Source organism: Streptomyces cyaneofuscatus (assembly GCF_000718135.1).
Taxonomy (GTDB): domain Bacteria; phylum Actinomycetota; class Actinomycetes; order Streptomycetales; family Streptomycetaceae; genus Streptomyces; species Streptomyces cyaneofuscatus.
In genome coordinates this window covers 52,440-68,466 of sequence record NZ_JOEM01000014.1, presented here as the reverse complement: position 1 = coordinate 68,466, position 16,027 = coordinate 52,440, and the positions used below count along the sequence as shown (strand labels likewise).

The following is a 16,027-nucleotide window of genomic DNA, read 5'->3' as shown; positions in this document are numbered from 1 at the left end:
GGGGCGCGGGGGTGCTCAGTTGTCGACTCGGCCCATCTCAGGATTTACGGTCCCTCGACGAGCGCGAACGTCTGGCCGGCGATCTCCAGCTCCTCGTCCGTCGGCACCACGGCGACCGCGACCCGTGCGTACTCCGGAGAGATCAGCCGCGGCTCACCGGACCGTACGGCGTTGAGGCCGGCGTCCACCGCGAGACCGAACTCCTCCAGACCCGCGATGGCAGCCTCCCGCACCGGGGCCGAGTTCTCCCCGACCCCCGCCGTGAACGCCACCGCGTCCACCCGGCCGAGCACCGCCGCGTACGCGCCGATGTACTTCTTCAGCCGGTGGATGTAGATGTCGAAGGCGAGCGCGGCCTGCTCGTCGCCCTCCTCGATCCGGCGGCGGATCTCCCGCATGTCGTTGTCGCCGCAGAGCCCGACCAGCCCGCTCTTCTTGTTGAGCAGGACATCGACCTCGTCCGTCGACATGCCCGCCACCCGCTTCAGGTGGAAGACGACCGCCGGATCGATGTCCCCGGAGCGCGTACCCATCACGAGCCCCTCCAAGGGGGTCAGCCCCATGGACGTCTCCACGCACCGCCCGCCCGCGACCGCCGAGGCCGAGGCCCCGTTGCCCAGGTGCAGCACGATGACGTTGACGTCCTCCGGTGCCTTGCCCAGCAGCTCGGCCGTCTTCCTCGACACATACGCGTGGGACGTGCCGTGGAAGCCGTAGCGGCGGATGCGGTGCGCGTCGGCGGTCTCCACGTCGATCGCGTACCGGGCGGCCGACTCCGGCATCGTCGTGTGGAACGCCGTGTCGAAGACGGCGACCTGCGGCAGGTCCGGGCGCAGCGCCTGCGCCGTACGGATGCCGGTGATGTTGGCCGGGTTGTGCAGCGGGGCGACCGGGACGAGGCGCTCGATCTCCGTGAGCACCTCGTCGGTGATCACGGTCGGCGCGGAGAACTTCAGCCCGCCGTGCACCACCCGGTGCCCGATGGCCGCGAGTTCGGGGGAGTCCAGGCCGAGCCCGTCCGCCGCCAGCTCCTCGGCCGCCGCCTTCAGCGCCGCGTCGTGGTCCGCGATCGGGCCCGTACGCTCCCGGGGCTCGGCGCCGCCGCCGGCCAGCGGGGTGTGCACGAGGCGCGAGGTCTCCTCGCCGATCCGCTCGACCAGGCCGGAGGCGAGCCGCGAGCGGTCGCGCATGTCGAGGAGCTGGTACTTCACCGACGAGGAGCCGGAGTTGAGGACGAGGACGCGATGCGGTTCCACAGGGGCCGTACCTTCGTGCTGGGGGATGGAGGGAGTCGTCATGCGGGGCGCTCCTCGCCCTGCGCCTGGATCGCCGTGATCGCCACCGTGTTGACGATGTCCTGGACCAGCGCGCCCCGGGAGAGGTCGTTGACCGGCTTGCGCAGACCCTGGAGCACCGGGCCGACCGCCACCGCGCCCGCCGAGCGCTGCACGGCCTTGTAGGTGTTGTTGCCCGTGTTCAGGTCCGGGAAGATCAGGACGGTGGCCTGCCCGGCCACCTCCGACTCCGGCAGCTTGGTCGCCGCGACGGACGGCTCGACCGCCGCGTCGTACTGGATCGGCCCCTCCACCCGCAGCTCCGGCCGCTCGGCCCGCACCCGCTCGGTCGCCTCGCGCACCTTGTCGACGTCGGCGCCGGAGCCGGAGGTGCCGGTGGAGTACGAGAGCATCGCGATCCGGGGCTCGACGCCGAAGCGGGCCGCCGTCACCGCCGACTGCACCGCGATGTCCGCGAGCTGCTCGGCGTTCGGGTCCGGGTTGACCGCGCAGTCGCCGTAGACGAGGACCTTGTCGGCCAGGCACATGAAGAAGACCGAGGAGACGATCGAGGCGTCCGGCTTGGTCTTGATGATCTCGAAGGCCGGGCGGATGGTGGCCGCCGTGGAGTGCACCGACCCGGAGACCATTCCGTCGGCCAGCCCCTCCTGCACCATCAGCGTGCCGAAGTAGTTGACGTCCGCCACGACGTCGTACGCCAGCTCCACCGTCACCCCGCGGTGCGCGCGCAGCTGCGCGTACCGCTCGGCGAACGCCTGGCGCAGCTCGGAGGTGTGCGGGTCGACGATCTGGGTCTCGGCGAGGTCGATGCCGAGGTCGGCGGCCTTCTTGCGGATCGTGTCCACATCGCCGAGGAGGGTGAGGTCGCAGACGTCGCGGCGCAGCAGGACATCGGCCGCGCGCAGCACCCGCTCCTCGGTGCCCTCGGGCAGCACCACGCGCTTGCGGTCGGAGCGGGCCTGCTCCAGCAGTTCGTGCTCGAACATCATCGGCGTGACCCGGCCGCTGCGGGCCACCGAGATCCGTTCCAACAGGGCGCCGGTGTCGACATGGCGCTCGAAGAGGCCGAGCGCGGTCTCCGCCTTACGGGGCGTCGCCGCGTTCAACTTCCCTTCGAGGGTGAAGAGTTCGGCCGCCGTGGGGAAGGAGCCGCCGGCCACCGAGACGACCGGGGTCCCCGGTGCGAGCCGGGCGGCCAGGGTGAGTATCTCCTCGCCGGGGCGCTCGTTCAGGGTCAGCAGGATGCCCGCGATGGGCGGGGTGCCGGCGCTGTGCGCGGCCAGCGAGCCCACCACCAGGTCGGACCGGTCCCCGGGCGTCACCACCATGCAGCCGGGCGTCAGCGCGTTCAGCAGGTTGGGCAGCATCGCCCCGCCGAAGACGAAGTCCAGCGCGTCCCGCGCGAGCCCCGCGTCGTCGCCGAGCAGCACCGTGCCGTCCAGGGCGGCGGTGATCTGGGCGACCGTGGGGGCGGAGAGCGCCGGGTCGTCCGGCAGTACGGAGACGGGCACCGGCAGCCGGGCCGCCAGCCGCTCCGCTATCACCGTCCGGTCCTCGGGGGCGACCCGGTTCACCACCATCGCCAGGACGTCGCAGCCGAGCCCGGCGTAGGCGCGGTAGGCGTTACGGGTCTCGGCGCGGACGGACTCCGCGGTCTGCCCCTTGCCGCCGACGACCGCGATCACCGAGGCGCCGAACTCGTTGGCCAGGCGCGCGTTGAGCGCCAGCTCGTCGGGGAGCTGGGTGGCGGCGAAGTCGCTGCCGAGGACGAGGACCACCTCGTACTCCCGGGCCACCTGGTGGAAGCGGTCGACCAGCCGCGAGACCAGCTCGTCGGTCCCCTTCTCCGCCTGCACGGTGGAGGCCTCGTGGTAGTCCAGGCCGTAGACGGAGGCGGGGCTCTGGGAGAGCCGGTAGCGGGCCCGCAGCAGCTCGTAGAGCCGGTCGGGCCCGTCGTGGACGAGAGGGCGGAAGACCCCGACCCGGTCCACCTGACGCGTCAGTAGCTCCATGACTCCCAGCTCGACGACCTGCCGGCCGTCCCCCCGGTCGATCCCGGTCACGTACACGCTGCGCGCCACGCGTGCTCTCCCGTCGTTGTGCGGTGCCGCTCCCCGCGGTCCGTCCAGGACGTGGGGGGTCTCCCCGCGCTGTCCCCGGCGCTCCGAGGGGTGCGGCCATTGGCCTGCATTGCCTCTTGACGATACCTGCGCGGGCCGCTATGCCGCCCGCCGGAGGTTCCGGCCCCCCGACCACCTCCTACCCGCTGCCGGATCGCTGCCCCGGCCCGGCCGAAAGCGCGGGGTCCGTGCCGGGCGTGGGACAATCGACGTGGTTCAGGGCAGGGGGGCCGCCTCGGTCGGCCTCCTGGAACAGCGCGACTAACGAGCAGGAGACACACCTCGATGCGCATCGGCATTCTCACCGCGGGCGGCGACTGCCCCGGCCTGAACGCAGTGATCCGGTCGGTCGTCCACCGGGCCGTCGTGGGCCACGGCGACGAGGTCATCGGCTTCGAGGACGGCTTCAAGGGGCTGCTGGACGGTCACGTCCGCCCCCTCGACCTCAACGCGGTCAGCGGCATCCTCGCCCGCGGCGGGACCATCCTCGGCTCGGCCCGCCTGGAGCGCGACCGGCTCCGCGAGGCCGCCGAGAACTGCGAGGAGCTGGCTCGCCGTTACGGCTTGGACGCGCTCATCCCGATCGGCGGCGAGGGCACGCTGACGGCGGCCCGGATGCTCTCCGACGCGGGCATGCCGGTCGTCGGCGTACCGAAGACCATCGACAACGACATCTCCGCCACCGACCGGACCTTCGGCTTCGACACGGCGGTGGGCGTCGCGACCGAGGCCATAGACCGTCTCAAGACGACCGCCGAGTCCCACCAGCGGGTGATGGTCGTCGAGGTCATGGGCCGCCACGCGGGCTGGATCGCGCTGGAGTCCGGGATGGCCGGCGGCGCCCACGGCATCTGCCTGCCCGAGCGTCCCTTCGAGGTCGACGACCTGGTCAAGATGGTCGAGGAGCGGTTCGCGCGCGGCAAGAAGTTCGCGGTCATCTGCGTCGCCGAGGGCGCGCACCCGGCCGAGGGCTCCATGCCGTACGCCAAGGGCGCCATCGACCAGTTCGGCCACGAGCGCTTCCAGGGCATCGGCAACCGCCTCGCCGTCGAGCTGGAGACCCGGCTCGGCAAGGAGGCCCGGCCGGTCATTCTCGGCCATGTCCAGCGCGGCGGCACGCCCACCGCGTACGACCGGGTCCTCGCCACCCGCTTCGGCTGGCACGCGGTGGAGGCCGTCCACCGCGGCGACTTCGGCCGGATGACCGCCCTGCGCGGCACCGAGATCGCCATGGTCCCGCTCGCGGACGCGGTCACGCAGCTGAAGACGGTCCCGCTGGACCGGATGTACGAGGCGGAGTCGGTGTTCTAGACCTCTGAGGCCTGAGGCGTACGGGTTTCACACCCCGGCGGTCCGACCGCGTACGGGTTTCACACGCCGGCCGTCCGACCGCGCATTGGGGCTCACACCCCCGCCGTCCGCCAGAACTGGTCCACCACCCGGGCCAGGAACGCCCGTCCCGCGTCGCCCGTCGTCGCGGACCGTTCCTGGCCGGTGCTGCTCCAGCTCAGGGTGGAGACCATCAAGGCCTGGTAGTCCGCGTGCAGCTGCTCCAGGACGTCCTGGATCCGCCCCCGGTCCAGGGGGACGATCTTCGCCACCGGCCGGACGTACGCCTGCCAGCGCGTGGTGACCGCACTGGTCAGCAGCTCGGCGAGCTCCTCGTCGCGGCCCGTCGCCGTGAGGAACTGGGCCGGTGACAGACCGAGCGCCCGGCACAGCGCGGCGGACTGCCGCTCGTTGCCCTTCCAGCGCCCCGTCTCCTCCATCCGCAGGTACGAGGCCCCGGTCATCCCTAGCTGCCGCGCCAGGTCGTCCACCGAGAGCTCCCGGCTCATCCGGTGCTCGCGCAGGGTGGCGGCGGCGGCCAGCAGCTCGCCCGGGGCGCACCACAGGACACCGGCCAGGGCGGTCAGTTCACGTTCACCGGGGGTCGCGAGACCGCGTTCCCAGGCGACGACGGTCTCGGCGGGTATCCGGAGTCCGTACTGGGCGGCGAGGCCGTAGGCGACATGTCCGGGAGCCATCCCCAGTGCCTCGCGGAGGCGGCGCGCGGCGGGGGCGTTGAAGGGCGGGGTGGGGTGCACGGCCCCACCGTAGAAGTCCATTTCCGTCCTGGCTACGGTCTGTTCCGCGCAGAACACGCTTCGTAGGAACCTCCTAGCGCGAACCGGGCGGGCGGTACGCAATCATGGGCCCCACCAGCGCTTTCCCTACCGTCGGTACCACCGCCCCGACACCTCGGTGCGCCCTTGCGGCAAGCGCTTGCCGTATGCCCCGGTGGCCGGGGCTCAGCGGCCGCCGGCCAGCCAGCGGTAGTGGAGCTCCGGTCGGCCGACCTGCCCATAATGTGGACGCCGCGCCGCGCTCCCCACGGTCACCAGATGCTCCAGATAGCGGCGTGCGGTGATCCGCGAGATCCCGAGCCGCTCCCCGGCCGCCGCCGCCGTCACCCCCTCCGCCGACTCCCGCAGGACCCGGGTCACCGCCTCCAGGGTCGGCCCGCTGAGCCCCTTCGGCAGCGCGGCCGGCTCGGTGACCCGCAGCGCGCCCAGCGCCCGGTCCACCTCCTCCTGCCCGCTGGCCTCACCCGCCGCGCCCCGGAACTCCGCGTACCGCACCAGCCGGTCCCGCAGCGTGGGGTAGGTGAACGGCTTCAGGACGTACTGGACGACCCCCAGCGACACCCCCTCCCGCACCACCGCGAGGTCCCGCGCCGAGGTCACCGCGATCACGTCCGCCCCGTGCCCGGCGGCCCGCAACGAGCGCAGCAGCCCGAGCCCATGCCCGTCGGGGAGGTACAGGTCCAGCAGGAGCAGATCGACCGGGGTGCGCTCCAGCACCCGTACGGCCTCCGCCCGGGTGTGGGCCACGGCGGCCACGGTGAAGCCGGCGACCCGCTCCACGTACATCTGGTGCGCGTCGGCGGCCACCGGATCGTCCTCCACCACCAGCACCCGGATCACGCGGTCACCTCCGTGGCGGTACGGTCCCCGAGCGGCAGCCGCACCGTGAACCGCGCCCCGCCCTCCGGCGCCCGGTCCAGCTCCACCGACCCGCCGTTGCGGTGGGCCGCCTGCCGCACCAGCGCGAGGCCGAGCCCGCGCCCCGCCCCGTGCGTGGACCAGCCGCGCCGGAACACCTCGTCCGCCTCCTCGGGACCGATGCCCGGCCCGGTGTCCGAGACCCGCAGCAGCAGCTCCCGGTCGTCGGCGAGCGCGGTCACGGTGACCCGGGCCCGCCCGGCGCCCTGCGAAGCCGTACGCTGCGCGGGAACGGCCCCCGCGGAACCGTGGCCGTCCCCCTCCGAGGCCGCGTCCACGGCGTTGTCGATCAGATTGCCGAGGATCGTCACCAGATCCCGCTGGGCCAGGGAGTCAGGCAGCGCCCCGTCGTCGATCAGGCTGTCCTCCGCCAGCTCCAGCTCCACCCCGCGCTCGTTCGCCTGGGCCGCCTTGCCCAGCAGCAGCGCGGCCAGCACCGGCTCCTCGACCGCGCCCACCACCCGGTCGGTCAGCACCTGCGCCAGCTCCAGCTCGGCCGTCGCGAACTCCACCGCCTCCTCCACCCGCCCCAGCTCGATCAGCGACACCACCGTGTGCAGCCGGTTCGCCGCCTCGTGGGCCTGCGAGCGCAGCGCCTGCGTGAAGCCGCGCTCGGAGTCCAGCTCACCGGTGAGCGCCTGCAGCTCGGTGTGGTCCCGCAGGGTCACCACCGTGCCGCGCCGCTCGCCGCCCACCACCGGACGGGTGTTGACGACGACCACCCGGTCCGCCGTCAGATGCAGCTCGTCCACGCGCGCCTCCGAGGCCAGCAGCGCCCCGGTCAGCGGCGCGGGCAGGTGCAGCTCGTCCACGGTCCGCCCCAGCGCCTCCGTCTTCGGGGTGATGCCCAGCAGCTCCCGCCCGGCGTCGTTGATCAGCGCGATCCGCCGCTGCCCGTCCAGCATCAGCAGCCCCTCGCGCACCGCGTGCAATGTGGCCTGGTGGTAGTCGTGCAGCCGGCTCAGCTCGGCCGCGTTCATCCCGTGGGTGTGGCGCCGCAGCCGGGCGTTGATCACGTACGTGCCGATCCCGCCGAGCGCCAGCGCCCCGCCCGCCGCCAGCGCGAGGGCGCCGAGCTGTTCGCGTACCTGCGAGGAGACCCGGTCCACGGTGATGCCCGCACTGACGAGCCCGATGATCCGCTCTCCGTCCCGGACCGGGGTCACCACCCGTATCGAGGGGCCCAGCGTGCCGGTGTACGTCTCGGTGAAGGTCTCTCCGCGCAGCGCCTCCTCGGTGTGGCCGAGGAAGGTCTCGCCGATCAGTGACGCGTCGGGGTGCGTCCACCGCCGCCGCTCCGTGTCCATGATCGTGACGAAGGCGATCTGGGTGTCCCGGCGCACCTGCTCCGCGTACGGCTGGAGTACGGCGGAGGGGTCCGGGGTCCGGATCGCCTCCCGTACGGAGGGGGAATCGGCCACCGCGACGGCCGCCGCCCGCACCTGCCGGGTCGCCGTCTGCTCCGCCTGCGCGGAGCCGGAGACGTACGCGAAGACCGCGCACCCGGCGACCACCGCGGCGATCAGCACGACCTGCATGGCGAAGAGCTGCCCGGCCAGGCTGCGGGGGCGGGTACGGGGGAGGCGCATGCCCCACAGTCTGCCTCGGCCGGAGCGCGCTCTCCCAGTGGCTCGAAAGCGCCCGTGAACGATATGAACGCAAGGGTGACCGGGGTCACAGGGCGGTGGATAGTCACCGGAGCCCCCAGGGACGGGGGACGGAAGCCCCAGGGACGGGGCGCAAGCCGTGACCGAGCCGAGGAGCCCCACGATGGCTGTGGCAGCCAAACAGCGGGACCGTACCCACTACCTGTACATCGCCGTGATCGCCGCCGTGGCGCTCGGCATCCTGGTGGGCTTCGTCGCCCCCGGGGTGGCCGTCGAGCTCAAGCCCATCGGCGCCGGCTTCGTGAACCTGATCAAGATGATGATCTCGCCGATCATCTTCTGCACGATCGTGCTGGGCGTCGGCTCGGTCCGCAAGGCGGCCAAGGTCGGCGCGGTCGGCGGCCTGGCGCTGGGTTACTTCCTGGTCATGTCGACCGTCGCCCTCGCCATCGGGCTGCTGGTCGGCAACTTCCTGGAGCCGGGCTCCACCCTCCACATCACCGAGGCGGCCCGTGCCGCCGGTGAGAAGCAGGCGTCCGGTGCCAGCGAGTCCACCGTGGACTTCCTGCTCGGCATCATCCCGACCACCATCGTCTCCGCCTTCACGGCGGGCGAGGTGCTCCAGACCTTGCTGGTCGCGCTGCTCGCGGGCTTCGCGCTCCAGGCGATGGGCTCGGCGGGCGAGCCGATCATCCGCGGCATCACCCACATCCAGCGGCTCGTCTTCCGCATCCTCGCCATGATCATGTGGGCCGCCCCGGTCGGCGCGTTCGGCGCGATCGCGGCGGTGGTCGGGGAGACCGGCCTCGACGCCCTGAAGTCCCTGGCCATCATCATGATCGGCTTCTACGTCACCTGCGGGCTCTTCGTCTTCGTGGTGCTCGGCGCGATCCTGCGCCTGGTCGCCGGGGTCAACCTGTTCTCCCTGCTGAAGTACCTGGGCCGCGAGTTCCTGCTCATCCTCTCCACCTCCTCCTCCGAGTCCGCCCTGCCGCGGCTCATCGCGAAGATGGAGCACCTGGGTGTCAGCAAGCCGGTCGTCGGCATCACCGTGCCGACCGGCTACTCCTTCAACCTCGACGGCACCGCGATCTACCTCACGATGTCCTCGCTCTTCATCGCCAACGCGATGGGCGACCCGCTGAGCGCGAGCGAGCAGATCTCGCTGCTGATCTTCATGGTCATCGCCTCGAAGGGCGCGGCGGGCGTGACCGGCGCGGGCCTGGCGACCCTGGCAGGCGGCCTCCAGTCGCACCGCCCCGAACTCGTCGACGGCGTCGGCCTGATCGTCGGCATCGACCGCTTCATGAGCGAGGCCCGCGCCCTGACCAACTTCGCGGGCAACGCGGTCGCCACGGTCCTGGTCGGCCACTGGACCAAGGAGATCGACAAGGAGCGCGTCGGCCAGGTCCTCGCCGGACAGTTCCCGTTCGACGAGCGGACCCTGGTCGACGACGACCACGGCACCCCGGCCGACTCCACCGAGGTCCCCGAGCCGCGTGCGAAGGCGGCCGAGCCCGCCAAGGTCTGACCGGCCCTTTCCAGCCACTGCGACACCCCCCACCCAAGGACACCCGTATCCCCCGGTACGGGTGTCCTTGCTGTGCGCTGCGGGTCCGTACAACCATTCGATGCCGGGGCATGTCTTGCGGATGAAAAAACTGCCCAGGGGGCAGTCGACCGTCTTTGACCAAGGATTTCATGGGGATCGCCGCTTCCGGCCGTCGTACGCTGCTGAGCGCCACCGCAGTGTCGGCGACCGCCGCCCTGATCGCGCTGGGGGCCGCACCCGCCCAGGCGGACGCGATCAAGCCCGACCTGGGGGTCCGTGCCCTCGCGCCGGTCACCGGGATCGCCGCGGGCAGCGGCTTCGGGCTGCCGGTGAGCCTGCTCAACAAGGGGACGGAGGAGCTGCCCAAGGTCTGGGTGAGCTACACCTACTCCTCCGGTATCGCTCCCGCCGAGACCTACTCCAACTGCGTGTACTACACCCTCTCCCCGGGCGGCGAGTGGCCGAAGGAGCACCGGGCCGACTGCACCGTCGACCAGCCGTTGAAGCCGGGTGTGCTGTACGGGACCGAGCAGCCCATCGCGCTCACGGCGCGGGCGAACGCGCTGTACGACGAGGTGGGTCTGGGGCTGCTGGCCGAGGAGCCGGTGCCCCACCCCGACATCCACCACGGCGAGCCCGAGCCGGGCACCGGCGGGCCGCTGAAGCTGGTCGAGCGGGGCGAGGCCACCGCAGCCGACCGGGCCGCCCATGCAGAGCCCGGCTCGCGGACGGAGGTCACGGCGGTCAACACCGCCGACTACGCGCTGACCGGAGCGGAGCTCCAGGGGAAAGTGGGCGACAAGGTCACCGCCCTGGTCACCTTCACCAACGAGGGTCCCGCCCGCGTCTACCGGGATCAGGGCACCAGCGCCGCCAACGTCGACGTCCACATCCCGGCCGGCACCACCGTCACCAAGGCCCACGGGTTCTGCCGCCCGGTCATCCAGACGCACTACCGGTGCGGGACCTCGCAGTCGTGGGTCGAGGCGAAGGGCGGGGAGACCTACTCCTTCGTCCTGCGCATCGACAAGGCCGTCGGCCGGACGACAGGCAGGATGTCCTTCGGCGGCGCGGCCCGCCCCTTCGACAAGAACGCGGCCAACGACACCGCCGAGATCGTGGTCGACACCCCCGAACCGCCCACCGACGGCACGGAGTCCACGGGCGGCACCTCCTCCACCGGCGGTTCGGCCGGCCCCACCGGCTCCACCGACGGCGGTACGGGCTCCACGGGCGGCTCCACCTCCGGCTCCTCCGGCTCGGCCTCGTCCGGCTCCACCGGCGGCAGCGACACGGGCACCACCGGCGGCTCCGCCACCTCCGGCAGCGGCTCCACCTCCGGCGGGACCACCCCGCAGACGGGCGGCGGCCTGGCGGCGACCGGCTCGGACTCCACCCTGCCCCTGGCGGGCGCGGCAGGCGCCGCGCTGCTCGCGGGCGGCTCCATCGTCTGGGCCGTACGCCGGCGCTCGGCGGCCCGCGCGAGCTGACGGCCGCGCGGTCCCGGCGGCGGCCTTGCCTTGACGTCGGCGTCAAGGAATACGGTCGGCCCATGCGAATCGGGGAGCTGGCCGAACGGGCCGGGACGACGACGCGGACGCTCCGCTACTACGAGTCGCGCGGGCTGCTGCCCGCGCGGCGCGCGGAGAACGGTTACCGCAGCTACGACGAGGGCGACCTGCGTCTCCTCCAGCAGATCAGGACCCTGCAGGAATTCGGGTTCGACCTGGAGGAGACCCGGCCCTTCGTCGACTGCCTGCGGGCCGGCCACCCGGCCGGGGACTCCTGTCCCGCCTCGCTCGCCGTCTACCGGCGCAAGCTCGACGAGCTGGACGCCCTGATCGGCCAGCTGCGTTCGGTGCGCGCCGAGGTCGGCGTCCAGCTCGCCCGAGCCGAACTGGAGGCGTCCCCCGGCTTGCCCGGCGGCCCGGCGCCCCGTTGCGAACTAGGAGGGCAACCATGATTCGTACCGAAGGCATCGCCGACGTGACCGAGGAGACCTTCGAGCGGGAGGTGCTGGGCTCCGCATTGCCGGTGCTGGTCCAGTTCACCGCCGACTGGTGCGGACCCTGCCGCCAACTCGCCCCGGTGCTCGGGGAGATAGCCCTGCAGGAGGCCGGACGGATCAGGGTCGTCCAGCTCGACGTCGACCGCAACCCCGGCGTCACCGTCCGCTTCGGCGTCATGGCGACACCGACCCTGATGGTCTTCCGCGCGGGCGAACCGGTGACGTCGATGGTCGGCGCCCGGCCGAAGCGCAAGCTGCTCCAAGAGCTGGAGGACGTGCTCGCGGCCGCGTGACCGGACGCACGGAAGGGGCCCGCCCCGGGGCCTGAGCGACCCGGGGCGGGCCCCTTCCGTACAGGTCAGGCCATCACGCCGGCCGGAACCACACCGTCGCCAGCGGCGGCAGCGTCAGCGAGATGCTGGCCGGGCGGCCGTGTGCGGGCACCGCCTCCGCCTTGAGCGGTTCCTCGTTGCGTACGTCGCTGCCGCCGTACCGGTCCGCGTCCGTGTTCAGGACCTCCACCCAGCCCTCGGTCCCGGTCTCCGGCACCCCGAGGCGGTAGTCGTGCCGGACCACCGGGGAGAAGTGCGAGACCGCGAGCAGCGGCGAGCCGTCCGCGTCGTACCGCAGGAACGCGAAGACGTTGTCCTCGGCCGCGCCGCCGTCCACCCAGCTGAACCCCTCCGGCACCGTGTCGCGCTGCCACAGCGCGGGCACCGCCCCGTACACCGCGTTCAGGTCGCCCACCAGGTTCCGCACCCCGCGGTGGTCGCCGGAGGCCTCGTACGTCGGGTCCAGCAGCCACCAGTCCGGGCCGTGGCCCTCCGACCACTCCGCTCCCTGGGCGAACTCCTGGCCCATGAACAGGAGTTGCTTGCCCGGGTGGGCCCACATGAAGCCCAGGTAGGCGCGGTGGTTGGCGCGCTGCTGCCACCAGTCGCCGGGCATCTTCGCCACCAGCGCCTGCTTGCCGTGCACCACCTCGTCGTGCGAGATCGGCAGTACGTAGTTCTCGCTGTACGCGTACACCATCGAGAACGTCATCTCGTTGTGGTGGTACTTACGGTGGATCGGTTCCTTGGACACGTACTGGAGCGAGTCGTGCATCCAGCCCATGTTCCACTTCAGCCCGAAGCCCAGGCCGCCGCTGTCGGTGGGGCGGGTGACGCCGTCCCAGGCGGTGGACTCCTCGGCGATGGTGACGACCCCGGGGTTGCGCCGGTAGACGGTCGCGTTCATCTCCTGGAGGAAGCCGACCGCGTCCCAGTTCTCCCGGCCCCCCTGGTCGTTGGGCGACCACTGGCCGTCCTCACGGGAGTAGTCGAGGTAGAGCATCGAGGCGACGGCGTCGACCCGCAGCCCGTCGATGTGGAACTCCTCGCACCAGTACGTGGCGTTGGCGACCAGGAAGTTGCGGACCTCCGTGCGGCCGTAGTCGAACTCCAGCGTCCCCCAGTCCGGGTGCGCCGCGCGCTGCGGGTCGGCGTGCTCGTACAGCGGCCGCCCGTCGAACTCGGCCAACGCCCAGTCGTCGCGCGGGAAGTGGGCCGGGACCCAGTCCATGATGACGCCGATGCCGGCCCGGTGCAGGGCGTCCACCAGGTACCGGAAGTCGTCCGGGGTGCCCATCCGGGAGGTCGGCGCGTAGAACCCGGTGACCTGGTAGCCCCAGGAACCGCCGAAGGGGTGCTCGGAGACCGGCATCAGCTCGACGTGCGTGAAGCCGAGGTCCTTGACGTAGGAGGGGAGCTGGTCGGCGAGTTGACGGTACGTCAGGCCGGGGCGCCAGGAGGCTAGGTGGACCTCGTAGACGGAGAACGGGGCCTCGTGGACCGGGCGGTCGCCCCGGTGCGCCATCCAGTCCGCGTCCCGCCACTCGTGGTGCGAGGCGGTGACCACCGAGGCGGTCGCGGGCGGGACCTCGGTGCGGCGGGCCATCGGGTCGGCGCGGACCGTGTGCGAACCGTCCGGGCGGCAGATGTCGTACTTGTAGAGCGCGCCCTCGCCGATCCCGGGCAGGAACAGCTCCCACACCCCGGTCGAGCCGAGCGAACGCATCGGCAGGCCCGTGCCGTCCCAGTAGGTGAAGTCGCCGGTCACCCGCACCCCGCGCGCGTTCGGCGCCCACACGGTGAACCGGGTCCCGGCCACCCCCTGGTGGACCATCGGCTCCGAGCCGAGCGCCCGCCACAGCTCCTCGTGGCGGCCCTCCGCGATCAGGTGGAGGTCGAGGTCGCCGAGCGCGGGCCAGAAACGGTACGGGTCGTCCACCTCGATGGTGTTGTCGTCGTACGCGACCCGGAGCCGGTAGGCCGGGACCTCCTTCACCGGCAGCACCCCGGAGAAGAACCCGTCCCCGTCGTCGTGCAGTTCGGCCTGTACGTCATCGGTCAGCACTGTCACCGAGCGGGCGAAGGGGCGCAGCGCGCGCACCAGCACCCCGCCCGGGATCGGACGGGCGCCGAGCACGGAGTGCGGGTCGTGGTGGTCACCGGCCAGCAGCCGGCCACGGTCCGCGAGGTCCAGAGCCGGTGCGGGACGGGCGCTCGCGTCACCGGCCTGCCGGGGGAGCGGCGGGACGGCGTCAGCGCGCTTGGGCCGGGCGCGCTTGGCGGGTGCGGGCGCGGGCTCGGTCGTCGTCGCGGCGGCTTCGACGGCTTCCACCGGGACGGGAGCGGGCACGGTCTCCACGCTCACGGCTTCAGGGGCGGCGGCTTCGGCGGTCTTGCGGGATCCCTTACGGGACGGCTTGCGGGCGGTCACAGGGACTGCCTCCTCGGAGAGGTCGGAGGGCGGAGGGGAGAAGGAGGGGGAAGGGGGAGTGCGGCTCAGGCCGCGGCGGACTGGGCCAGTCGCTGGATGGCGGCCATCGGGACCGGCAGCCAGTCGGGGCGGTGCCGGGCCTCGTACACCACCTCGTAGACCGCCTTGTCGGTCTCGTGGGCGCGCAGCAGCTCTGGTTCCCCGCGCGGATCGGTGCCCGAAGCGAGCGCGTACCCCTCGCAGTAGGCGGCACGGCAGCGGGCCGCCCACTCGGGGTTCCACGGGCGGTGCGAGCGGGCCGCGTAGTCGAAGGAGCGCAGCATGCCCGCCACATCGCGGACCGGGGGTGCCGGACGGCGGCGCTCGCCCAGCGGGCGGGCCGGTTCGCCCTCGAAATCGATCAGCGACCAGAAGCCGTCGGGGGAGCGGAGCGCCTGGCCGAGATGGAGGTCGCCGTGCACCCGCTGCTGCGCCCAGCCGCCGCCCCGGTGCCCGAGCGCCGTGACGGCGTCGAATGCGGTGCGCAGCGCGGGGACGTACGGGACGAGGGCGGGCACCGCCTGGGCGGCGGCCTCCAGACGTTGGGCCATCTGGGCGATCAGCTGCCGGGTCTGCGTGCCGTGCAGTGCCGGGGTGGGCAGCGCCGCGGCGAGCGCGGTGTGCACCTCGGCTGTGGCCCGGCCGAGCGCCCGCGCCTCGGGGACGAAGTCGCGGCCCGCCGTGAGCGCGGTCAGCGCGAGCTGCCAGCCGTCCCGGGCACCGTGCAGGAAGGGCTGGAGCACGCCCAGGGTGAGCGGTTCGGTGCCGGGGGCCTCGAACCAGGCGACCGGCGCCGGGACGCGGTCGCACCCTTCGCGGGCCAGGGCGAGCGGCAGCTCCAGATCCGGGTTGGTGCCCGGGAAGACCCGGCGGAAGATCTTGAGGATGTACGCATCGCCGTAGACCAGCGAGGAGTTGGACTGTTCGGCGTCCAGCACCCGGGGCGCGAGACCGGCCGGGATCGCGGCGGTCCGCTCGAAGCGGAGGGAGCCGAGGGTGCCCGGGCGGCGGAACCGTTCCAGCAGAAGGTCCGCCAGGCGCGGATCGTGCAGCGCGTCGTAGACGGTCCGCCCGGCCAGCGGTCCGCGCTCCACCCGGCCGATCAGGGCCGCGGCGAGCGTGGTCGGCAGCGAACCCCGTACGCCGATCAGGAGCTGGTAGCAGTCGTCGCCCGGGCGGGCCGACGGCGACGGCTGCTGGACCCGGACCAGCAGATGGAGCAGACCGGGGCCCGCGGTGCCGTCCAGCGGCAGCATCTCGGTGGCCGAGACCAGGGCGAACCCGGTGACCGGCCGGCCCTTGCCGGCGAACCACCGCTGCCGGGGCAGCCATTCGTGGAGCAGGGGGGCGAGGGACGGCAGCAGGGCGCCGTCCACCGTACTGCTTGGGGTTGCGCTGTTCCTCGTGCTCTTCGCCAGGGCGACGTGAGTGGATGCAGCCTCCGACATGGCATCGCGTCCTTTCCCCGGGCACACAGGATGCGAAGAGTGTCCCGGATTGCGGCAATGGCTGTCCGGCTGTGCGGGACGTGTCGGGAGAGGAAGGTGCTTACGGACTCGAACGGCCGAACCGTGAAGGCCCGGGCCCTGCGTCCAGAGT

At 72.5% G+C, this 16,027-nt stretch carries 12 protein-coding genes; 5 read left to right on the top strand and 7 right to left on the bottom strand.

Annotated features, from left to right (window positions below; all coding sequences use genetic code 11):
• Positions 1 to 44: 44 nt before the first annotated feature.
• On the bottom strand, positions 45 to 1,298 hold the full coding sequence (locus IF17_RS0123115) for an acetate kinase (protein WP_032772464.1): 1,254 nt from the start codon (positions 1,296 to 1,298) through the stop codon (positions 45 to 47).
• Positions 1,295 to 3,376, bottom strand: a complete 2,082-nt coding sequence (pta, locus tag IF17_RS0123110) for a phosphate acetyltransferase (RefSeq protein WP_030568964.1) — start codon at positions 3,374 to 3,376, stop codon at positions 1,295 to 1,297. Before pta ends, IF17_RS0123115 begins: the two co-directional genes overlap by 4 nt.
• 324 nt (positions 3,377 to 3,700) lie before the next feature.
• On the opposite strand from pta, the gene IF17_RS0123105 reads away from it, so the two are divergent.
• Positions 3,701 to 4,726, top strand: a complete 1,026-nt coding sequence (locus tag IF17_RS0123105) for an ATP-dependent 6-phosphofructokinase (RefSeq protein ID WP_018509855.1) — start codon at positions 3,701 to 3,703, stop codon at positions 4,724 to 4,726.
• 92 nt (positions 4,727 to 4,818) lie between these two features.
• Here IF17_RS0123105 and IF17_RS0123100 read toward each other — a convergent pair whose 3' ends face one another.
• The 3 genes from IF17_RS0123100 to IF17_RS0123090 all read right to left on the bottom strand — a co-directional run bounded on the left by IF17_RS0123100 (position 4,819) and on the right by IF17_RS0123090 (position 8,048).
• Positions 4,819 to 5,523, bottom strand: coding sequence for a helix-turn-helix domain-containing protein (locus tag IF17_RS0123100; protein WP_030568961.1), 705 nt, complete (start codon positions 5,521 to 5,523; stop codon positions 4,819 to 4,821).
• 183 nt (positions 5,524 to 5,706) lie between these two features.
• Complete coding sequence (locus IF17_RS0123095) at positions 5,707 to 6,381, bottom strand: response regulator (RefSeq protein ID WP_018509853.1); 675 nt, start codon at positions 6,379 to 6,381, stop codon at positions 5,707 to 5,709.
• A complete protein-coding gene (locus tag IF17_RS0123090) occupies positions 6,378 to 8,048 on the bottom strand; it encodes a sensor histidine kinase (protein ID WP_030568959.1) in 1,671 nt (556 codons plus the stop codon). The genes IF17_RS0123095 and IF17_RS0123090 overlap by 4 nt, the downstream gene beginning before the upstream one ends.
• Positions 8,049 to 8,229: 181 nt before the next feature.
• On the opposite strand from IF17_RS0123090, the gene IF17_RS0123085 reads away from it, so the two are divergent.
• The 4 genes from IF17_RS0123085 to IF17_RS0123070 all read left to right on the top strand — a co-directional run bounded on the left by IF17_RS0123085 (position 8,230) and on the right by IF17_RS0123070 (position 11,919).
• Complete coding sequence (locus IF17_RS0123085) at positions 8,230 to 9,597, top strand: cation:dicarboxylate symporter family transporter (protein WP_030568957.1); 1,368 nt, start codon at positions 8,230 to 8,232, stop codon at positions 9,595 to 9,597.
• 170 nt (positions 9,598 to 9,767) lie between these two features.
• Positions 9,768 to 11,108, top strand: a complete 1,341-nt coding sequence (locus IF17_RS0123080; protein ID WP_030568954.1) for an LPXTG cell wall anchor domain-containing protein — start codon at positions 9,768 to 9,770, stop codon at positions 11,106 to 11,108.
• A 62-nt stretch (positions 11,109 to 11,170) separates the two neighbouring features.
• On the top strand, positions 11,171 to 11,581 hold the full coding sequence (locus IF17_RS0123075) for a MerR family transcriptional regulator (RefSeq protein WP_030568953.1): 411 nt from the start codon (positions 11,171 to 11,173) through the stop codon (positions 11,579 to 11,581).
• Positions 11,578 to 11,919 (top strand): thioredoxin family protein, encoded by a 342-nt coding sequence (locus IF17_RS0123070; protein WP_030568949.1) that lies wholly within the window; start codon positions 11,578 to 11,580, stop codon positions 11,917 to 11,919. Before IF17_RS0123075 ends, IF17_RS0123070 begins: the two co-directional genes overlap by 4 nt.
• 73 nt (positions 11,920 to 11,992) lie before the next feature.
• On the opposite strand, the gene glgB is transcribed toward IF17_RS0123070, so the two are convergent.
• Both glgB and IF17_RS0123060 read right to left on the bottom strand, forming a co-directional pair.
• Positions 11,993 to 14,389, bottom strand: a complete 2,397-nt coding sequence (gene glgB / locus IF17_RS0123065; protein ID WP_078616010.1) for a 1,4-alpha-glucan branching enzyme — start codon at positions 14,387 to 14,389, stop codon at positions 11,993 to 11,995.
• A gap of 65 nt (positions 14,390 to 14,454) precedes the next feature.
• Positions 14,455 to 15,876 carry a maltokinase N-terminal cap-like domain-containing protein gene (locus tag IF17_RS0123060; RefSeq protein ID WP_030568942.1) on the bottom strand — a complete coding sequence of 474 codons (1,422 nt, stop codon included), beginning with the start codon at positions 15,874 to 15,876 and terminating at the stop codon, positions 14,455 to 14,457.
• Between the last annotated feature and the right edge of the window lie 151 nt (positions 15,877 to 16,027).

Bases quoted from the DNA above. Each gene is read 5' to 3' on its own strand.
- IF17_RS0123115 (WP_032772464.1), bottom strand. From the start codon at position 1,298: ATGACGACTCCCTCCATCCCCCAGCACGAAGGTACGGCCCCTGTGGAA.
- IF17_RS0123105 (WP_018509855.1), top strand. From the start codon at position 3,701: ATGCGCATCGGCATTCTCACCGCGGGCGGCGACTGCCCCGGCCTGAAC.
- IF17_RS0123100 (WP_030568961.1), bottom strand. From the start codon at position 5,523: ATGGACTTCTACGGTGGGGCCGTGCACCCCACCCCGCCCTTCAACGCC.
- IF17_RS0123090 (WP_030568959.1), bottom strand. From the start codon at position 8,048: ATGCGCCTCCCCCGTACCCGCCCCCGCAGCCTGGCCGGGCAGCTCTTC.
- IF17_RS0123085 (WP_030568957.1), top strand. From the start codon at position 8,230: ATGGCTGTGGCAGCCAAACAGCGGGACCGTACCCACTACCTGTACATC.
- IF17_RS0123080 (WP_030568954.1), top strand. From the start codon at position 9,768: ATGGGGATCGCCGCTTCCGGCCGTCGTACGCTGCTGAGCGCCACCGCA.
- IF17_RS0123075 (WP_030568953.1), top strand. From the start codon at position 11,171: ATGCGAATCGGGGAGCTGGCCGAACGGGCCGGGACGACGACGCGGACG.
- IF17_RS0123070 (WP_030568949.1), top strand. From the start codon at position 11,578: ATGATTCGTACCGAAGGCATCGCCGACGTGACCGAGGAGACCTTCGAG.
- IF17_RS0123060 (WP_030568942.1), bottom strand. From the start codon at position 15,876: ATGTCGGAGGCTGCATCCACTCACGTCGCCCTGGCGAAGAGCACGAGG.